Source organism: Citrobacter sp. CF971 (assembly GCF_006385635.1).
GTDB classification, from domain to species: Bacteria; Pseudomonadota; Gammaproteobacteria; order Enterobacterales; family Enterobacteriaceae; genus Citrobacter; species Citrobacter freundii.
This window is the reverse complement of the sequence record NZ_CP041047.1, coordinates 37416-55222: the sequence shown is the minus strand read 5'-3', so window position 1 is coordinate 55222 and position 17807 is coordinate 37416. Positions and strand designations below refer to the sequence as shown.

Genomic DNA, 17807 nt, shown 5'->3' with positions numbered 1-17807 from the left:
TTAGTGTATGATGGTGTTTTTGAGGTGCTCCAGTGGCTTCTGTTTCTATCAGCTGTCCCTCCTGTTCAGCTACTGACGGGGTGGTGCGTAACGGCAAAAGCACCGCCGGACATCAGCGCTATCTCTGCTCTCACTGCCGTAAAACATGGCAACTGCAGTTCACTTACACCGCTTCTCAACCCGGTACGCACCAGAAAATCATTGATATGGCCATGAATGGCGTTGGATGCCGGGCAACTGCCCGCATTATGGGCGTTGGCCTCAACACGATTTTACGTCACTTAAAAAACTCAGGCCGCAGTCGGTAACCTCGCGCATACAGCCGGGCAGTGACGTCATCGTCTGCGCGGAAATGGACGAACAGTGGGGCTATGTCGGGGCTAAATCGCGCCAGCGCTGGCTGTTTTACGCGTATGACAGGCTCCGGAAGACGGTTGTTGCGCACGTATTCGGTGAACGCACTATGGCGACGCTGGGGCGTCTTATGAGCCTGCTGTCACCCTTTGACGTGGTGATATGGATGACGGATGGCTGGCCGCTGTATGAATCCCGCCTGAAGGGAAAGCTGCACGTAATCAGCAAGCGATATACGCAGCGAATTGAGCGGCATAACCTGAATCTGAGGCAGCACCTGGCACGGCTGGGACGGAAGTCGCTGTCGTTCTCAAAATCGGTGGAGCTGCATGACAAAGTCATCGGGCATTATCTGAACATAAAACACTATCAATAAGTTGGAGTCATTACCGCCGACGGCCCTATCCGCTGGAGACCATGCTGCGTATTCACTGCATGCAGCATTGGTACAACCTGAGCGACGGTGCCATGGAAGATGCCCTGTACGAAATCGCCTCCATGCGCCTGTTTGCCCGATTATCCCTGGATAGCGCCCTGCCGGATCGCACCACCATCATGAATTTCCGCCACCTGCTCGAGCAGCATCAACTGGCCCGTCAATTGTTCAAGACCATCAATCGCTGGCTGGCCGAAGCAGGCGTCATGATGACCCAAGGCACTTTGGTGGATGCCACCATCATTGAGGCACCCAGCTCGACCAAGAACAAAGAGCAGCAACGCGATCCGGAGATGCATCAGACCAAGAAAGGCAATCAGTGGCACTTTGGCATGAAGGCCCACATTGGTGTCGATGCCAAGAGTGGCCTGACCCACAGCCTGGTCACCACCGCGGCCAACGAGCATGACCTCAATCAGCCGGGTAATCTGCTTCATGGAGAGGAGCAATTTGTCTCAGCCGATGCCGGCTACCAAGGAGCGCCACAGCGCGAGGAGCTGGCCGAGGTGGATGTGGACTGGCTGATCGCCGAGCGTCCCGGCAGGGTAAAAACCTTGAAGCAGCATCCGCGCAAGAACAAAACGGCCATCAACATCGAATACATGAAAGCCAGCATCCGTGCCAGGGTAGAGCACCCGTTTCGCATCATCAAGCGGCAGTTCGGCTTCGTGAAAGCCAGATACAAGGGGCTGCTGAAAAACGATAACCAACTGGCGATGTTATTCACCCTGGCCAACCTGTTTCGGGTGGACCAAATGATACGTCAGTGGGAGAGATCTCAGTAAAAACCGGAAATAACGCCAGAAATGGTGGAAAAAATAGCCTAAATAGGCTGATTCGATGTGTTTGCGGGAAAAAAATCGGCCCAGATCCGCGAAATTTTAATCAGCGAGTCAGCTTGGGAAGAAATGACCTGCTTATTCGCACCTTCCCTAATCTTTGAGATGTAGTACCCTCTATACAGTGCGGATTTTAATTAATGGAATAAATGATTATGAGTGAAAATGATACAATCCAAAAGAAGTCTAAAAGCCAGATTAACAAAGCGGTATTCTTTACATCTGCTTTGTTAATTTTCCTTCTTGTCGCCTTTGCCGCTGTATTCCCGGATGTCGCCGACAAAAATTTTAAACTACTTCAGCAACAAATCTTCACGAATGCCAGCTGGTTCTACATCCTTGCAGTGGCCCTGATTCTACTGAGTGTCTCGTTCCTGGGACTCTCACGCTACGGTGATATCAAACTGGGTCCGGACCATGCGCAGCCTGATTTTAGCTATCACTCCTGGTTTGCGATGCTTTTCTCGGCAGGGATGGGGATCGGCCTGATGTTCTTTGGCGTTGCTGAACCTGTGATGCATTATCTTTCACCTCCTGTCGGCACTCCAGAGACCGTTGCGGCAGCGAAGGAAGCAATGCGCCTGACGTTCTTCCACTGGGGCCTGCACGCATGGGCAATCTATGCCATTGTGGCACTGATCCTGGCCTTTTTCAGTTACCGTCACGGTCTGCCTTTAACGCTGCGTTCCGCACTTTATCCCATTATTGGCGAGCGCATATACGGACCTGTAGGCCATGCGGTTGATATTTTCGCCGTTATTGGCACCGTCTTTGGCGTTGCGACATCGCTGGGGTACGGTGTTTTGCAGGTGAATGCTGGTTTGAATCATCTTTTCGGGGTGCCTATTAATGAAACGGTGCAGGTGATTCTAATCGTTGTCATCACTGGTTTAGCGACGATTTCGGTGGTGTCCGGCCTGGACAAGGGAATACGTATACTGTCTGAGCTCAACCTGGGCCTGGCAGTGCTGCTGCTGGCGCTGGTCCTGTGTCTGGGACCAACCGTGCTTCTGCTGAAGTCATTTGTGGAAAATACGGGCGGTTATCTTTCTGAACTGGTGAGTAAAACTTTTAACCTTTATGCGTATGAACCTAAGTCGAGCAACTGGCTGGGGGGCTGGACATTACTGTACTGGGGATGGTGGCTTTCATGGTCGCCGTTTGTGGGGATGTTCATCGCAAGAGTCTCGCGCGGTCGAACCATTCGCGAGTTTGTCACCGGCGTGCTGTTTGTTCCCGCCGGCTTCACGCTCATGTGGATGACGGTGTTTGGTAACAGCGCAATCTATCTCATTATGCACCAGGGGGCGGCTGATCTCGCCAATACCGTTCAGCAGGATGTCGCGCTGGCCCTGTTTAATTTCCTGGAGCATTTCCCGTTTTCTTCCGTGCTGTCATTTATTGCAATGGCGATGGTCATTGTCTTCTTTGTCACCTCGGCTGACTCCGGGGGCAATGGTTGTTGATACGCTGGCATCGGGTGGCGTCGCTAACACGCCTGTATGGCAGCGAATTTTCTGGGCCTCGCTCATAGGGATTGTGGCAATCGCACTGCTGATTGCGGGGGGGACTGAGCGCGCTGCAAACCGTGACAATAGCGAGCGCATTACCTTTCTCAGTGATTTTACTGATATCCATATACGGATTATTAAAAGCCCTGCGTCGGGATTTGACCAAGCGTGAAAGCCTGAGCATGGCGACTATTGCTCCGACTGCAGCGCGTAACCCGATTCCATGGCAGAGACGCTTGCGCAATATCGCTTATCTGCCAAAGCGCTCTCTTGTGAAACGCTTTATGGGCGACGTTATCCAGCCCGCCATGACGCTGGTTCAGGAAGAACTGAATAAACAGGGAACGATAAGCCATATAAGTGATACTGATGACGAACGAATTCGGCTTGAAGTCGATTTGGGCAATGAGCTGAACTTTATTTATGAAGTGAGACTTCGTGGCTATAACTCACCGGCTTTCGCCATGGCTGCAATGGACAATGACGAGCAGCAGGCTGAGCAACATCGATATTATCGCGCTGAGGTCTATCTGAAAGAAGGCGGTCAAAACTATGATGTGATGGGCTGGAATCAGGAACAGCTGATTAATGACATACTGGACCAGTACGAAAAACACCTGCACTTCCTGCACCTCGTTCGTTAATACAAAAATGCCGTCCTGCCGGGCGGCATTTATTTTCCCGAACTTAATACAAGGATATGCTGAATGATTTCACGCTGGCAATGGATTCTCAGGCAGACACTTAAAAAGCTATGGTTCAGGGCAACGTTATTTGCAATGGTAGCAATAATAACGGCCCTTTTATCTATTCTTTTTAGATCAATGATCCCAGAGTCAGTATCAGTGAAGGTTGGTGCGGAAGCAGTTGATAATATTCTGAACATACTGGCATCGAGTATGCTGGCGGTGACCACATTTTCACTGAGTATCATGGTCACCGCTTACGGTTCAGCCACTACTAATGTGACGCCCAGAGCCACGCGTTTAGTTGTAGAAGACGTAACCACACAAAATGTACTGGCCACTTTTATCGGTTCTTTTCTCTTCAGCCTGGTAGGGATTATTGCCCTCAATATGGGAGCCTACGGAGAAAGGGGTAGAGTCATTTTATTCATTGTAACACTGGTTGTCATTGCCTTAATAATCAGCACATTGCTTCGCTGGATACAGCATTTGACCTCTCTGGGCAGGGTAGGTGAGACAACAGCAAAAGTAGAACAGGCGGCGATCGAGACATTTATTGCGAGAGCAAAAAGTCCATGTCTTGGCGGATATCCATGGCTTGAGAACAATGAACAACCAAAAGGAACTGTTGCCGTATATCCGGAGAAAATTGGCTATGTTGAATATATTGACATGGTCAAGCTCGGCAGTCTGCTGAGCAATGATCCTCGTCATGTATATCTTGTGGCGCAGCCAGGCAGTTTCATACATCCATCGATGCCAGTTTTGTACCTGAGTTCTGGTCAGGAGTCATCAATCTGTACCGATTTACTTGAAACGATCATTGTCTCGGATGTGCGTTCATTTGCTCAGGATCCCCGATTCTGTCTCAGCGTCATGGCCGAAATAGCCTGCAGGGCCCTTTCGCCCGCAGTAAACGATCCCGGTACTGCGATTGATGTCATTGGCAGAGGTGTTCGAATACTCTCCGCTTACGCGCAGAATAAAATAGATGAAACTGAAGTGATATATCCTTCAGTACATGTTGCGCCACTTCAGATCAAAGACCTACTGGAAGACTTTTTCTTACCTGTTGCACGTGATGGTGCGAGTATGAGGGAGATTCAGATAAGAGTCCTTAAAGGACTGTCTATGCTGAGTAAGGGTTGGCCTGGGATGTTTGCTGAAGCCGCACATATACTGGCATCTGAAACATTAGAGCATGCAACTCGTACTGGTCATATAGCCCATGACGAATATCTTATAAAATCAATTTATTATAATTTATTCAGTGGCGAAAATCCTAATAAAAAACCATAGTTGCGGGACAAAGGATTTGTCCTCTGGCAAGGTGAAAGCAAAGCATTCCAGTGAGAATGAGCGTCTACTTTGAGCTGTGATTTCAACTGATGGACGCAACACAATTATTGAACTCACAGCGTGAAGCGGACGTAGCTAATTTTGCACAGCCCTCGATTAGAAAATTTAAGAATCCAGCCTTCAATGGTGTCATGGCGACAGGCAATACCCCAGTCCAGTGGCATATGAAGCCACATTGTCGCTGCCGGGAATTTGTTTCACCCATTATCGCACCGGAGAACAGGCAGAAGACGAAGCAGCGCTTATGGCAGCGATCCTTGCAGATGCAATGAATGCCGGAGCCGAACGAATGGCACAGAGTTCACGGGATGTCACCATTCACCGGATGATGGTCATGGTGGAGCGTCATTTACGCGCTGCAATCTATGCATCTACCACCTCGGCCCGGTACAGATACGCCCAGCGGCCATTGACCTTCACGTAGGTTTCATCCATGTGCCACGGGCAAAGATCGGAAGGGTTACGCCAGTACCAGCGCAGCCGTTTTTCCATTTCAGGCGCATAACGCTGAACCCAGCGGTAAATCGTGGAGTGATCGACATTCACTCCGCGTTCAGCCAGCATCTCCTGCAGCTCACGGTAACTGATGCCGTATTTGCAGTACCAGCGTACGGCCCACAGAATGATGTCACGCTGAAAATGCCGGCCTTTGAATGGGTTCATGTGCAGCTCCATCAGTAAAAGGGGATGATAAGTTTATCACCACCGACTATTTGCAACAGTGCCAATTTTTGTACGTTAAGCGCATTATTTAACCAATCTTGGTTCGTAAGTGGTTGATTTTGCGTCAGTGGCTATCGCTTTTAAGTTGTCGCTCTTGCAGTATCGCATTTAGGTTATCCGATTAAGGTCAAACCTCTGAAAATGCCGTATAGCGCGGGAGTACACCCTATTGCTATAGGTAAGTCTGTTCAAAAAACAGGCTTACCGTACAATAATTCTCTATATCCAAACTGACCCCTACACGCTCGTAAGCGGCTCTTACGACCCGCTAACGCGGAGATACGCCCCAACTGCGGCTTCGCCTTGTTGTGACCACTCCGACCGCGCACAAAAGCCTCTGAGCCGCTTTTAGCGGAATATGGCTTTGCAGGGTGAAGGGATGGATAGGCGATCCCTTTCGATCCCTCACTGGTATCGGCGGCTAACCCTCGGTGCTACCTGTCATTTCATCCTGCCGCCTTACATGCGCTAACGCGCATAAATCCCCGTTCCTCAGTGGAACGAAAACTCACGCTAACAGGGTAGTGACCGGGTAGCCACGATAACTGCCAACAAAATTAGCTTATAGGTTAATTCTACCTTGTCTGAAATTAGCCTATAGGTTAATATTAATAGAAATGGGAGGTCACATGTTTAGCGTTGTTTATCACCCGGAAGCCAGGGAAGAAGCCACAGCATTACCCGTAAAAATCAGGGTGAAGTTTGACCGTCTCATCGGCAAACTGGAGTATGACGCCCGATTACTGCGGGAGCCGGACACGAAGCCCCTGGGCGATGGACTTTTTGAGATCCGCACGATGGGGACGGACATAGCCAGGGGAATCTGGGTATACCACAAAGGCAATACCATCATCATGCTCCGTGTTTTCATCAAGAAGTCACAGAAAACGCCAGCGAAAGAAATCGATCTCGCCAAAAAGCGGTTAGCGGAGGTACTTAATGAAACTGGTAAGCCATAAAGAACTGCATAACGAGTGGATGCAGGACGATGAATATCGCGCTGCATGGCAGGAAGAAGAACGTAAGGAAAAGCTCAGGGAGCTGCTTGCTGAATGGCGCAAGCATGACAACCTGACAAAAGCGCAGGTTGCTGAACGCATGGGGGTTACACCTCCGGTTATTTCTCGCCTGGAAAACAACATCACCAAAGCCAGCATCGACACACTGACCCGCTACGCTCACGCCTGCGGCATCAAGAAACCTGTCATTGCCCTGTACTGAATAGCCAGCCCTCCGGGGCTGGCCTTTTTGTTTCGGTCAGTCCCAAAATTTTGTTAAAGCAAGTTTAAAATGTCACCTGTTTCTCCAAAGTTGAAATGTCACTTCTAAGCCAATCTATTTATACATAATCTTTACATCTTTCCCCGGTGACAAAGTGCTAATTGGTCTGTAATGTTCAATGTGTGGCAGGCAAGCCGCCGGTGACTTAGGGAAGGTGCGAACAAGTTCCTGATATGAGATCATCATATTCATCCGGAGCGCATCCCAGAGGGACATCATGAGCCATCAACTCACCTTCGCCGATAGTGAATTCAGCACTAAGCGCCGTCAGACCCGAAAAGAGATTTTCCTCTCCCGCATGGAGCAGATTCTGCCATGGCAGAATATGACCGCTGTCATCGAGCCGTTTTATCCCAAGGCGGGCAATGGCCGACGGCCCTATCCGCTGGAGACCATGCTGCGTATTCACTGCATGCAGCATTGGTACAACCTGAGCGACGGTGCCATGGAAGATGCCCTGTACGAAATCGCCTCCATGCGCCTGTTTGCCCGATTATCCCTGGATAGCGCCCTGCCGGATCGCACCACCATCATGAATTTCCGCCACCTGCTCGAGCAGCATCAACTGGCCCGTCAATTGTTCAAGACCATCAATCGCTGGCTGGCCGAAGCAGGCGTCATGATGACCCAAGGCACTTTGGTGGATGCCACCATCATTGAGGCACCCAGCTCGACCAAGAACAAAGAGCAGCAACGCGATCCGGAGATGCATCAGACCAAGAAAGGCAATCAGTGGCACTTTGGCATGAAGGCCCACATTGGTGTCGATGCCAAGAGTGGCCTGACCCACAGCCTGGTCACCACCGCGGCCAACGAGCATGACCTCAATCAGCTGGGTAATCTGCTTCATGGAGAGGAGCAATTTGTCTCAGCCGATGCCGGCTACCAAGGAGCGCCACAGCGCGAGGAGCTGGCCGAGGTGGATGTGGACTGGCTGATCGCCGAGCGTCCCGGCAAGGTAAAAACCTTGAAGCAGCATCCGCGCAAGAACAAAACGGCCATCAACATCGAATACATGAAAGCCAGCATCCGTGCCAGGGTGGAGCACCCGTTTCGCATCATCAAGCGGCAGTTCGGCTTCGTGAAAGCCAGATACAAGGGGCTGCTGAAAAACGATAACCAACTGGCGATGTTATTCACCCTGGCCAACCTGTTTCGGGTGGACCAAATGATACGTCAGTGGGAGAGATCTCAGTAAAAACCGGAAATAACGCCAGAAATGGTGGAAAAAATAGCCTAAATAGGCTGATTCGATGTGTTTGCGGGAAAAAAATCGGCCCAGATCCGCGAAATTTTAATCAGCGAGTCAGCTTGGGAAGAAATGACCTGCTTATTCGCACCTTCCTTAATATAAAGACACAAGCAGAGACATTTTTGGCACGATATAAAAACGCTAAGTTAAAAAATCACTATGACGTGTTGGGTATCAAATGTTCACTGGCATAAACCTCTGTTTCTGATGTAAAACAGATTTTCTGAGGAGGCGTAAAACCTCCTCGTACTGCGAAATTGATTTAGTGATAGCGATCGATCACGCCAACCAGATAGTGGTCGGTTTGCTGCATGTTGATGCCCGCTTTTTTAGCGCTGCGGACTTCATCCAGAATGATTTGCAACAGCGTCCCGTCCACGATTTCCTCTTTTCTGTATCGCTTCAGGAAGTTAATCGCTGACTTATCGTTTGCTGCCTGGGCGTCTTCCGTCAAAGAGGTCAGCGCATTAATGCGCTTCTGGTAATCGCTTACCGTCTGCTCAAACAGATCTTCCAGCGTGGAAAATTCACCGCACCGGGCGTGTTGCTCCTGTAACACCGGCGTGGCGCCGCTCTGTTTGATGTATTCGTACATGCGCATCATTTGCGTCACCGTATTTTGCGCCTGATGACGCAAAAATAGTGCGGTGCCATTAAGGCTATTCTCGCTGCACCTCTGGCTGAGCTGAAGATACAAATTTGAGGTATAAAACTCCTGATTCATTTGCGCATTCAGTTTTTGAACTATTCCGCTAGCGATCATAGGACTTCCTTATTTCTTGTCATCTCAGAAAACGGTCACTCTTCGAAAAAACAACCAGAATAAAAGCGATTCTTTCGCTTTTTTTATTGCGCCTGGTTACGCAGTCATATTCATTTTAAGTCGGGATGCTCCTTATTTAAATATCCACCCCTACTATCGCATTTCTATCTGGCATTATTCTGTGATGGTGTTTCGATATTCACACTCCCTGTGCCAATCCTTTCTTATCGACAGTAGGAAACTTCCTCCGGCTATTCTGCTGAACACGATTAGGGGCACTGTTGCAAAGTTAGCGATGAGGCAGCGTTTTGTCTTATTCAAAGGCCTTACATTTCAAAAACTCTGCTTACCAGGCGCATTTCGCCCAGGGGATCACCATAATAAAATGCTGAGGCCTGGCCTTTGCGTAGTGCACGCATCACCTCAATACCTTTGATGGTGGCGTAAGCCGTCTTCATGGATTTAAATCCCAGCGTGGCGCCGATTATCCGTTTCAGTTTGCCATGATCGCATTCAATCACGTTGTTCCGGTACTTAATCTGTCGGTGTTCAACGTCAGACGGGCACCGGCCTTCGCGTTTGAGCAGAGCAAGCGCGCGACCATAGGCGGGCGCTTTATCCGTGTTGATGAATCGCGGGATCTGCCACTTCTTCACGTTGTTGAGGATTTTACCCAGAAACCGGTATGCAGCTTTGCTGTTACGACGGGAGGAGAGATAAAAATCGACAGTGCGGCCCCGGCTGTCGACGGCCCGGTACAGATACGCCCAGCGGCCATTGACCTTCACGTAGGTTTCATCCATGTGCCACGGGCAAAGATCGGAAGGGTTACGCCAGTACCAGCGCAGCCGTTTTTCCATTTCAGGCGCATAACGCTGAACCCAGCGGTAAATCGTGGAGTGATCGACATTCACTCCGCGTTCAGCCAGCATCTCCTGCAGCTCACGGTAACTGATGCCGTATTTGCAGTACCAGCGTACGGCCCACAGAATGATGTCACGCTGAAAATGCCGGCCTTTGAATGGGTTCATGTGCAGCTCCATCAGCAAAAGGGGATGATAAGTTTATCACCACCGACTATTTGCAACAGTGCCGCGCATTTCGCCCAGGGGATCACCATAATAAAATGCTGAGGCCTGGCCTTTGCGTAGTGCACGCATCACCTCAATACCTTTGATGGTGGCGTAAGCCGTCTTCATGGATTTAAATCCCAGCGTGGCGCCGATTATCCGTTTCAGTTTGCCATGATCGCATTCAATCACGTTGTTCCGGTACTTAATCTGTCGGTGTTCAACGTCAGACGGGCACCGGCCTTCGCGTTTGAGCAGAGCAAGCGCGCGACCATAGGCGGGCGCTTTATCCGTGTTGATGAATCGCGGGATCTGCCACTTCTTCACGTTGTTGAGGATTTTACCCAGAAACCGGTATGCAGCTTTGCTGTTACGACGGGAGGAGAGATAAAAATCGACAGTGCGGCCCCGGCTGTCGACGGCCCGGTACAGATACGCCCAGCGGCCATTGACCTTCACGTAGGTTTCATCCATGTGCCACGGGCAAAGATCGGAAGGGTTACGCCAGTACCAGCGCAGCCGTTTTTCCATTTCAGGCGCATAACGCTGAACCCAGCGGTAAATCGTGGAGTGATCGACATTCACTCCGCGTTCAGCCAGCATCTCCTGCAGCTCACGGTAACTGATGCCGTATTTGCAGTACCAGCGTACGGCCCACAGAATGATGTCACGCTGAAAATGCCGGCCTTTGAATGGGTTCATGTGCAGCTCCATCAGCAAAAGGGGATGATAAGTTTATCACCACCGACTATTTGCAACAGTGCCACAGAAAATTACCTGAACTGCGTCAACTCGGAGTCTGGCCGCGTGCGCGTGGAAGCAAAGCGGGCGAGCGAAGAATACGGGCGAGTGCTGCGGCGCTATCCGCTGAAACCCGGCGAGACGGTCGAGCGTCCGCAACGCGGGGAAGTCGTCAGCAGCTCCGGGGTTCTCCCCCCACTGGACCCAGGCGAATACTAAGCGCGGCGGTGTGTAATAGACGGAGCGCGAGGCGACTACTGGTCAGGGTTTGCGCAAGGCGGGTGTGTAATAGACGGGAGGGGATCGATCCGGCGATCCAGCCTGTGGATAGTCCGTCTATTACCCACCCGGTTCCGTCGTTTACCCACCCAACCCCGTCTATTACCCACCGGAAACCGTCTATTACCCACCGAGGGGTTCTATAAGCAACTGATAATGAAGGTAAATTTTGCCTTCTGATTCCCTAAAACTCTTTAAAACAAAAAAAACATATATAAAACGTGTAGCCCTGGGGAAAACAGCCCGTGGAATTATGGACAATCCGGCAAGCCGGATACCTGCCTAACCGCTTCGCGGTTCCCCATTGACAGGCCAGGGACAACCGCGAGCGGTTGCCCCCACCCTGCCAACAGGTCGGCAGTTGCCCACAATACCACCGGCTCAAGCAACAGGATTTTTTTATATTTTTGTTTTTAAAAGAAAAAAGCGGCCGTGCTCTAGTGGCATGGCCGCGTTACGTGGTCCTATCAGGGGCTTGTGGCTCTTGCGCCTCCTCGGATCGACACAAGTGCCGATCACTGCGGCGGGGCGCTCCTGGCTCAAGCTGAAAAGCGATCAGTATCCGCACCAGTGGCGACGGCGTTCCCTCCACGCATTCGGGCCGGGCCTCCACTCAACGGCTAACCCCTCGGCCATGAGGGTTTGCCCCACGTCCCGCCCGTCGATCAGCAGGTGAACAAGGCGGCGGTCGTACTTGTCGGCTTGGCCGGAATCGACAACCTCGATGCGCTGAGCGTTGGCAACCAGTTCGCGGAGGCGTGCGGTTGCCTCGCGGCCCTTCGTCAGCTCGGCGTCGCACCTGGGCTTGTAGGTTTCCGGGGTGTCAATCGACAGCAGGCGCAAGCGTTGACCGTTGTATCGTAACCGTCCGGTGATTCCACCTTGAGCCAAATCGCCTGCCGACCAAAAGGCTCGAAGCTTACCACCCGGTCGATTCCGGTCAGATCCAGAAACGCCTCGTCGATGGAGTAGACATCCACTCTCGATGCCAGAGCTTCCAGGGTCGTCATCACCCGCCGGCTTATATCGCCATTTGTGTGGAATAGAGAATCAATTGGAACGGGGGCTTTGCTCGCCCCCCCTTGAACTTCTCATACCCAACCTGTTTGGCTATAGCTACTGAGGAGATCGCGGTGGCCCACCAAATCTTCCGGTCATCCTGTTCAATTACACCGCTAGCCGTACCCAGGAGGTGCCGCAGCGCCTCCTGGAGGCAGAAAGGCGTCGAGCGTATAGGTTGCTGGGCATGCGCGGCGCAAGTTCATCAGAAAACTCAATCCAAGGGCAAGATCGGCCGAGCGGAGATGGCACTGACTCTTATCAACAAGCTCTACGGCATCGAGCGCGACATGGAAGAGGCGGGCGATGCCCAGCGATACCAGACGCGCCAGTCGCAAAGCCAGGCTTTCCTGGAGCAACTGAAAGCTAGGCTGGACAAAACCCCTCCCCAGGTCACGTCGTCAAAGTGCCTTGGGCAAGCAATCAATTGCCTTGCGAGCAACTGGTTAAAGCTGATCCGCTACATCGAAAGGGGGACACCTGCCCATCGACAACAACCCTGCCGAGCGGGCGAGCCACCTTCTCATGTACATATGACCAAAGCGTCGCCCGTCTCCTCCCGTTATGTCATGCCTACCCACGACGGAGTATTGACGGTCTCTGTGCGCCAGAGCATAGTTTTCCCGAAGGGCGCTTAGGTACATATCTTCATGTGCTGTCCAGGCGCAGTTGCGTTTAGAGTACGTGTCCAATCAGTTTTAAATGGGTGTGAACATGAGAGCAGAAACTGAATCGCGGATTTTTTCGGTGGATGAATATGTTCGTCCGTCTAACGGCGAACCGATTCGTTCGGTTGTTCTGGAAACCAATGACTCTGTCGTCGTTGTTTGGCACGCCCACCCTGGGCAGGAAATAGCTTCCCATGTACATCCTCACGGCCAAGATACTTGGACGGTTATCTCAGGTGAAGCCGAATATCATCAAGGTAACGGCATAGTCACTCATCTTAAAGCTGGAGATATTGCGATCGCAAAACCTGGGCAGGTACATGGTGCAATGAACTCTGGCCCCGAACCTTTTATATTTGTTTCAGTGGTTGCGCCGGGCAATGCCGGTTTTGCGTTGGCTGAGAAATAGGCGAAAGGCCTGAGAGGAAACTGATGAATACACGATTATTTACGTTCGCTGGTGGAGAAACGGGTGTTTGGCGCGTTGTTCGGATGGATGCCGTGGCGGGAGCCCCTCTCCCTGGAATCCCCCGGCTCGACGTAGCCGCTGGCTCTGTTTCGCCGCAGCCTTTGGGCACCAAATGGCTTCTTCGCGGGATAACGAGTAACGAGCGTTATGTCGTGCGTGAAGAGAAGGATCGTCTCGTGGCGAAGCAGCCAAGTTTGGGTCGAGCAGAGGCCACCTGTGCCGCCCTGATCCCTATCCGGAAAAACCCCTCATGGTGGGGACTGGCTCAAGACGAACGCCGGAAGATTTTTGAGGAGCAGTCCCGTCACATTCACATTGGGCTCCAATATCTCCCTGCTGTGGCCCGTCGTCTCCACCATTGTCGGGACCTGGGCGAGAGCGAACCCTTCGACTTCTTGACGTGGTTCGAATATTCCCCGTCTGATGAGCCGGGCTTTAACAGGCTTTTGGCCGAACTCCGGGCCTCGGTGGAGTGGAAGTATGTCGACAGAGAAATCGACATCCGGCTAGTGCATGAGCCGGCCTAGTATCAGGTTTAACTGCGATCTCCGTGCGGCATACACCTGCGACACCCGCAGCCCAGCAAAGCCCGGAAAATCTAGTGTGTCTAATAACTTAGGAGTAACACGACACGTATGCCTAGCGAGCCACCAGTCGCTTGGGAAATTTTCTACTTATGGCCTCCTCTTTCTCTCATCGATCTCCCAGGGCATATCCTGCCGTCTAGAGTTGGCACCTTGTCCAGCTTTCGAAGAAGGCTCTCCATACACGTCCGGCCTACACCTTGTTAGGTATGGCCGGTTTCCAGTTGTGGGGCAATAGCTCGTCGATGGCGTTGTTCTTCTGTGTCGGCAGGCGAGTCAGCACATCCTTCAGGTAGGCATAGGGATCATGCCGATTCAGCTTCGCTGACTGTATTAGGGTCATGACCGCAGCCGCACGTTGACCACTGCGCAGTGAACCCGCAAACAGCCAATTGCTGCGCCCCAGCGCCCAGGGTCGGATCTGGTTTTCCACCCAGTTGTTGTCGATGGGCACAGCGCCATCGTCCAGGTAGCGCGTCAGCGCTTCCCAACGTTTGAGGCTGTAATCCAGGGCTTTGGCCGTGCCGGAGCCATCCGGCACTTTCTGGCGATGGGCCAGCATCCACTGATGCAGCGCATCGGCAAGGGGTTTGGCTTTGGTTTGCCGGATTTCCCGCCGCATATCCGGTGGCAGATCTTTGGTTTCCCGCTCGATCTCGTAGAGTCCACCGATGTATTCCAAGGCCTTGGCCGCCAATTCGCTCTTGTTGGCCTCGTGCAGGTCATAGAACTTGCGCCGGGCGTGGGCCATACAGCCGATTTCGGTAATGCCGTTGCCGAACCCGGCCTTGTAGCCAGCGTAATCATCACAGACCAGCTTGCCCCGCCAGTCACCCAGGAAGGTTCGGGCGTGTTCGCCTGCACGGCTGGGTGCGAAGTCGTAAATAGCTGCCTTCAGGTCGGCAAACGGTGTGGTGCAGTAGGCCCAGACGTAGGCCTTGTGGGTTTTCTTCTTGCCCGGGGCCAGCATGCTGACCGGGGTTTCATCGGCATGCAGAACACTGTGTTCCAGCAGAGTATTTCTCAACGCATCCACCAGCGGCTGCAACTGCACACCACAGGCACCCACCCATTCGGCCAGGGTGGAGCGCGGGATTTCCAGGCCGGCACGGCCGAACATGCGTTCCTGACGGTACAGCGGCAGATGGTCGGCATACTTGGCCACCAGCACCTGGGCCAGCAGGCCAGCGGTGGGGATGCCTTTGTCGATCACCTGCGGTGGCACCGGTGCCTGGATCAACGTCTCGCAGCTGTCGCAGGCCCATTTGCCCCGGATGTGACGTTCAACGGTGGGCACTGTTGCAAAGTTAGCGATGAGGCAGCCTTTTGTCTTATTCAAAGGCCTTACATTTCAAAAACTCTGCTTACCAGGCGCATTTCGCCCAGGGGATCACCATAATAAAATGCTGAGGCCTGGCCTTTGCGTAGTGCACGCATCACCTCAATACCTTTGATGGTGGCGTAAGCCGTCTTCATGGATTTAAATCCCAGCGTGGCGCCGATTATCCGTTTCAGTTTGCCATGATCGCATTCAATCACGTTGTTCCGGTACTTAATCTGTCGGTGTTCAACGTCAGACGGGCACCGGCCTTCGCGTTTGAGCAGAGCAAGCGCGCGACCATAGGCGGGCGCTTTATCCGTGTTGATGAATCGCGGGATCTGCCACTTCTTCACGTTGTTGAGGATTTTACCCAGAAACCGGTATGCAGCTTTGCTGTTACGACGGGAGGAGAGATAAAAATCGACAGTGCGGCCCCGGCTGTCGACGGCCCGGTACAGATACGCCCAGCGGCCATTGACCTTCACGTAGGTTTCATCCATGTGCCACGGGCAAAGATCGGAAGGGTTACGCCAGTACCAGCGCAGCCGTTTTTCCATTTCAGGCGCATAACGCTGAACCCAGCGGTAAATCGTGGAGTGATCGACATTCACTCCGCGTTCAGCCAGCATCTCCTGCAGCTCACGGTAACTGATGCCGTATTTGCAGTACCAGCGTACGGCCCACAGAATGATGTCACGCTGAAAATGCCGGCCTTTGAATGGGTTCATGTGCAGCTCCATCAGCAAAAGGGGATGATAAGTTTATCACCACCGACTATTTGCAACAGTGCCCCCTTAAGGGGCGGCTTATGCCAGCGTCACGGGGTTATCGTCTGACCGCCATGATGCCCGCATCGACATCCCAGATAGCGCCCGTCACCCATGAGGTTTTGTCAGACAACAGGAAGAGAATAGTGTTTGCCACATCTTCGGCAGTTCCGACGCGTCCCAGCGGGTGGAAATCGTTCAGCGACTTCATAGCATCTGCGATATCCGCTTTGTCCATGAAGCCTTCGTATATCGGCGTATGAACAATCCCGGGAGACACCGCGTTGACACGAATACCCGCGCTGGCCAGCTCAATCGCCAGATTACGCGTCAGGGCATGCAGACCCGCTTTTGCCATTGAATAGGCCGAGGCCGGCGAGTCACCCAGTGCAGCCTGAGCACCAATCGAACCGACGTTGACGATAGACCCTTCGAGCTTCGCGGCGAGCATGTTCTTCACGACATCCTGTGTAATAAAGAACGTGGCTCGGTTCAGCGAAAGATACATGTCATAATCGGCAAAGCTGTGCTCGGTAAATCCTTTGGGCATGAAGATACCGGCGGCATTCACCATCAGGCTGATATCGTGATGGTGAGCATTAATTTCCTGACGGATAGTTTCCATACCTTCTTCGGTCATCAGGTTCGCCGCGATGACCGCAACCGGTCCCAGAGGGCTCAGTTCTTTTTGCACCGCTTCGGCTTTGTCTTTTTTATTCCCGGTCAGCACGACACTGCCGCCCGCTTCCAGTACCATGCGTGCCACGGCCAGGCCCATGCCGCTGGTACCGCCGACGACGAGCAGTTTTTTACCTTTGAAAAAAGTGTTCATTTTCTGACTCCATTACTGGTGGGTAAGACGTTGCCGGCAGCGTGAAACTGCCGGCGGTTGACGGATTAAATACTGCAGCCATCCGTTCCGCAGGTCTGACCCGCAGTGGCTGAAAATTCGGTTTGCTGTTCATCCCAGACCTGACGCAGGGCATTCAAAAAGTTATCTGCTGCCTGAGCCCCGCTGATGGCATATTTTTCGTTCATCACAAAAACCGGAACGCCGCTGAGGCCAATAGACTGTGCGTGGGCTTCATCGTCGGAAACGGTGGCGCGAAAATCGTCATTTTCCAGGGCGGCTTCAGCGTCAGCTTTCGGCATACCGGCTTCTACGGCCATGGCAACGAGCTGCTGACGGTCAAAGAGAGAGCGACCTTCGGTGATACTGCCATGATAAAAACGTTCTTCCACCGTGTCCGCAATTCCGGCCTTACGCGCGGCAACCAGCAGGGTGTGTGCATCTTCTGTATCACCAAACATCATGCCGTCGAAGTTGTAGATCAGACCTTCAGATTTACCGGCGGTGCCCACCTGATTCATCATCAGCTCCGCTGAATGCTGACTGCCCAGCTTTTTAACGATGGCATCCTTAAAAGGCATCGCGGGAGTACCACCGGCCAGACGGTAGCTGTGATGGCGGATCACCACCTGGTCGCGAAATTCAAAGCGATTCAGACCCTGTTCAAATCTTTTTTTAGCAATCCAGCACCACGGGCAGACCAAATCTGACCAGATATCGATGGTAAGGGTGGGTTTCAGCGTTTGCATAATGATTCCTCAAAGACGTTGGGCGGTCGGTTCTCACTTATCAGAG

At 52.3% G+C, this 17807-nt stretch carries 15 protein-coding genes and 7 pseudogenes; 12 read left to right on the top strand and 10 right to left on the bottom strand.

The window, feature by feature from the left end; genetic code table 11:
- Positions 1-32 precede the first annotated feature (32 nt).
- The 5 genes and pseudogenes from E6P06_RS00370 to E6P06_RS00350 all read left to right on the top strand — a co-directional run.
- Positions 33-730 (top strand): IS1-like element IS1A family transposase gene (locus tag E6P06_RS00370; RefSeq protein WP_103215986.1). Its coding sequence is split into 2 segments (ribosomal slippage): positions 33-282 and positions 282-730, totalling 699 coding nucleotides; the frame shifts between segments, so codons are not numbered across the junction.
- Between the two features lie 17 nt (positions 731-747).
- A pseudogene (locus tag E6P06_RS00365) lies at positions 748-1575 on the top strand (IS5-like element ISKpn26 family transposase); the annotation flags it as partial.
- A gap of 209 nt (positions 1576-1784) precedes the next feature.
- Positions 1785-3784, top strand: a pseudogene (locus E6P06_RS00360) (BCCT family transporter).
- Positions 3785-3847: 63 nt separating this feature from the next.
- Positions 3848-5125, top strand: a complete 1278-nt coding sequence (locus E6P06_RS00355) for a DUF2254 domain-containing protein (protein WP_000625672.1) — start codon at positions 3848-3850, stop codon at positions 5123-5125.
- Between the two features lie 253 nt (positions 5126-5378).
- Positions 5379-5567 (top strand): annotated as a pseudogene (locus E6P06_RS00350) (Tn3 family transposase); the annotation flags it as partial.
- Here the strand turns inward: E6P06_RS00350 and E6P06_RS00345 are convergent.
- Positions 5567-5848, bottom strand: a pseudogene (locus E6P06_RS00345) (IS6-like element IS26 family transposase); the annotation flags it as partial. The pseudogenes E6P06_RS00350 and E6P06_RS00345 overlap by 1 nt on opposite strands.
- A 689-nt stretch (positions 5849-6537) precedes the next feature.
- On the opposite strand from E6P06_RS00345, the gene E6P06_RS00335 reads away from it, so the two are divergent.
- The 3 genes from E6P06_RS00335 (at position 6538) to E6P06_RS00325 (ending at position 8387) form a co-directional block, all read left to right on the top strand.
- Entirely contained in the window at positions 6538-6867 is a 330-nt protein-coding gene (locus E6P06_RS00335) for a type II toxin-antitoxin system RelE/ParE family toxin (RefSeq protein WP_000493286.1), read from the top strand.
- A complete protein-coding gene (locus tag E6P06_RS00330; protein WP_000780222.1) occupies positions 6848-7129 on the top strand; it encodes a helix-turn-helix transcriptional regulator in 282 nt (93 codons plus the stop codon). The genes E6P06_RS00335 and E6P06_RS00330 overlap by 20 nt, the downstream gene beginning before the upstream one ends.
- Positions 7130-7406: 277 nt before the next feature.
- Positions 7407-8387, top strand: a complete 981-nt coding sequence (locus E6P06_RS00325) for an IS5-like element ISKpn26 family transposase (RefSeq protein ID WP_000019445.1) — start codon at positions 7407-7409, stop codon at positions 8385-8387.
- Between the two features lie 316 nt (positions 8388-8703).
- On the opposite strand, the gene E6P06_RS00320 is transcribed toward E6P06_RS00325, so the two are convergent.
- From E6P06_RS00320 to E6P06_RS00305, 3 genes are all read right to left on the bottom strand, one after another.
- Positions 8704-9204 (bottom strand): non-heme ferritin-like protein, encoded by a 501-nt coding sequence (locus E6P06_RS00320; protein ID WP_001752509.1) that lies wholly within the window; start codon positions 9202-9204, stop codon positions 8704-8706.
- Positions 9205-9530: 326 nt separating this feature from the next.
- Positions 9531-10235: an IS6-like element IS26 family transposase gene (locus E6P06_RS00315; protein ID WP_001067855.1), complete on the bottom strand. Its 705-nt coding sequence runs from the start codon at positions 10233-10235 to the stop codon at positions 9531-9533.
- A gap of 36 nt (positions 10236-10271) precedes the next feature.
- On the bottom strand, positions 10272-10976 hold the full coding sequence (locus E6P06_RS00305) for an IS6-like element IS26 family transposase (protein WP_139934918.1): 705 nt from the start codon (positions 10974-10976) through the stop codon (positions 10272-10274).
- Between the two features lie 24 nt (positions 10977-11000).
- On the opposite strand from E6P06_RS00305, the gene E6P06_RS27510 reads away from it, so the two are divergent.
- On the top strand, positions 11001-11234 hold the full coding sequence (locus tag E6P06_RS27510; protein WP_000624775.1) for a hypothetical protein: 234 nt from the start codon (positions 11001-11003) through the stop codon (positions 11232-11234).
- A 615-nt stretch (positions 11235-11849) separates the two neighbouring features.
- On the opposite strand, the gene E6P06_RS00295 is transcribed toward E6P06_RS27510, so the two are convergent.
- Together E6P06_RS00295 and E6P06_RS28110 are read right to left on the bottom strand one after the other, a co-directional pair.
- Positions 11850-12137 carry a thermonuclease family protein gene (locus E6P06_RS00295; protein WP_009486461.1) on the bottom strand — a complete coding sequence of 96 codons (288 nt, stop codon included), beginning with the start codon at positions 12135-12137 and terminating at the stop codon, positions 11850-11852.
- A 53-nt stretch (positions 12138-12190) separates the two neighbouring features.
- Positions 12191-12322: pseudogene (locus E6P06_RS28110) on the bottom strand (DNA polymerase V subunit UmuC); the annotation flags it as partial.
- 107 nt (positions 12323-12429) lie between these two features.
- On the opposite strand from E6P06_RS28110, the pseudogene E6P06_RS00285 reads away from it, so the two are divergent.
- The 3 genes and pseudogenes from E6P06_RS00285 to E6P06_RS00275 all read left to right on the top strand — a co-directional run.
- Positions 12430-12866 (top strand): annotated as a pseudogene (locus E6P06_RS00285) (transposase); the annotation flags it as partial.
- 189 nt (positions 12867-13055) lie between these two features.
- Entirely contained in the window at positions 13056-13430 is a 375-nt protein-coding gene (locus E6P06_RS00280) for a cupin domain-containing protein (protein WP_001348195.1), read from the top strand.
- A gap of 23 nt (positions 13431-13453) precedes the next feature.
- Positions 13454-14017, top strand: coding sequence for a chlorite dismutase family protein (locus E6P06_RS00275; protein WP_001097412.1), 564 nt, complete (start codon positions 13454-13456; stop codon positions 14015-14017).
- A 250-nt stretch (positions 14018-14267) separates the two neighbouring features.
- On the opposite strand, the pseudogene E6P06_RS00270 reads toward E6P06_RS00275, so the two are convergent.
- The 4 genes and pseudogenes from E6P06_RS00270 to E6P06_RS00250 all read right to left on the bottom strand — a co-directional run.
- Positions 14268-15365: pseudogene (locus tag E6P06_RS00270) on the bottom strand (IS66 family transposase); the annotation flags it as partial.
- Positions 15366-15418: 53 nt separating this feature from the next.
- Entirely contained in the window at positions 15419-16123 is a 705-nt protein-coding gene (locus tag E6P06_RS00265; RefSeq protein WP_001067855.1) for an IS6-like element IS26 family transposase, read from the bottom strand.
- 97 nt (positions 16124-16220) lie between these two features.
- The gene (locus tag E6P06_RS00255) at positions 16221-16994 is read right to left on the bottom strand and encodes an SDR family NAD(P)-dependent oxidoreductase (RefSeq protein WP_020277917.1); all 774 of its coding nucleotides are present in this window, start codon (positions 16992-16994) and stop codon (positions 16221-16223) included.
- Positions 16995-17059: 65 nt separating this feature from the next.
- Entirely contained in the window at positions 17060-17761 is a 702-nt protein-coding gene (locus E6P06_RS00250; RefSeq protein WP_020277918.1) for a DsbA family oxidoreductase, read from the bottom strand.
- Positions 17762-17807 lie beyond the last annotated feature (46 nt).

What these genes read in the sequence shown, in the direction of transcription:
- E6P06_RS00275 (WP_001097412.1), top strand. Translation starts at nt 13,454, where the DNA reads ATGAATACACGATTATTTACGTTCGCTGGTGGAGAAACGGGTGTTTGG.
- E6P06_RS00335 (WP_000493286.1), top strand. Translation starts at nt 6,538, where the DNA reads ATGTTTAGCGTTGTTTATCACCCGGAAGCCAGGGAAGAAGCCACAGCA.
- E6P06_RS00355 (WP_000625672.1), top strand. Translation starts at nt 3,848, where the DNA reads ATGATTTCACGCTGGCAATGGATTCTCAGGCAGACACTTAAAAAGCTA.
- E6P06_RS00265 (WP_001067855.1), bottom strand. Translation starts at nt 16,123, where the DNA reads ATGAACCCATTCAAAGGCCGGCATTTTCAGCGTGACATCATTCTGTGG.
- E6P06_RS00305 (WP_139934918.1), bottom strand. Translation starts at nt 10,976, where the DNA reads ATGAACCCATTCAAAGGCCGGCATTTTCAGCGTGACATCATTCTGTGG.
- E6P06_RS00250 (WP_020277918.1), bottom strand. Translation starts at nt 17,761, where the DNA reads ATGCAAACGCTGAAACCCACCCTTACCATCGATATCTGGTCAGATTTG.
- E6P06_RS00325 (WP_000019445.1), top strand. Translation starts at nt 7,407, where the DNA reads ATGAGCCATCAACTCACCTTCGCCGATAGTGAATTCAGCACTAAGCGC.
- E6P06_RS00315 (WP_001067855.1), bottom strand. Translation starts at nt 10,235, where the DNA reads ATGAACCCATTCAAAGGCCGGCATTTTCAGCGTGACATCATTCTGTGG.
- E6P06_RS00280 (WP_001348195.1), top strand. Translation starts at nt 13,056, where the DNA reads ATGGGTGTGAACATGAGAGCAGAAACTGAATCGCGGATTTTTTCGGTG.
- E6P06_RS00255 (WP_020277917.1), bottom strand. Translation starts at nt 16,994, where the DNA reads ATGAACACTTTTTTCAAAGGTAAAAAACTGCTCGTCGTCGGCGGTACC.
- E6P06_RS00320 (WP_001752509.1), bottom strand. Translation starts at nt 9,204, where the DNA reads ATGATCGCTAGCGGAATAGTTCAAAAACTGAATGCGCAAATGAATCAG.
- E6P06_RS27510 (WP_000624775.1), top strand. Translation starts at nt 11,001, where the DNA reads ATGATAAGTTTATCACCACCGACTATTTGCAACAGTGCCACAGAAAAT.
- E6P06_RS00330 (WP_000780222.1), top strand. Translation starts at nt 6,848, where the DNA reads ATGAAACTGGTAAGCCATAAAGAACTGCATAACGAGTGGATGCAGGAC.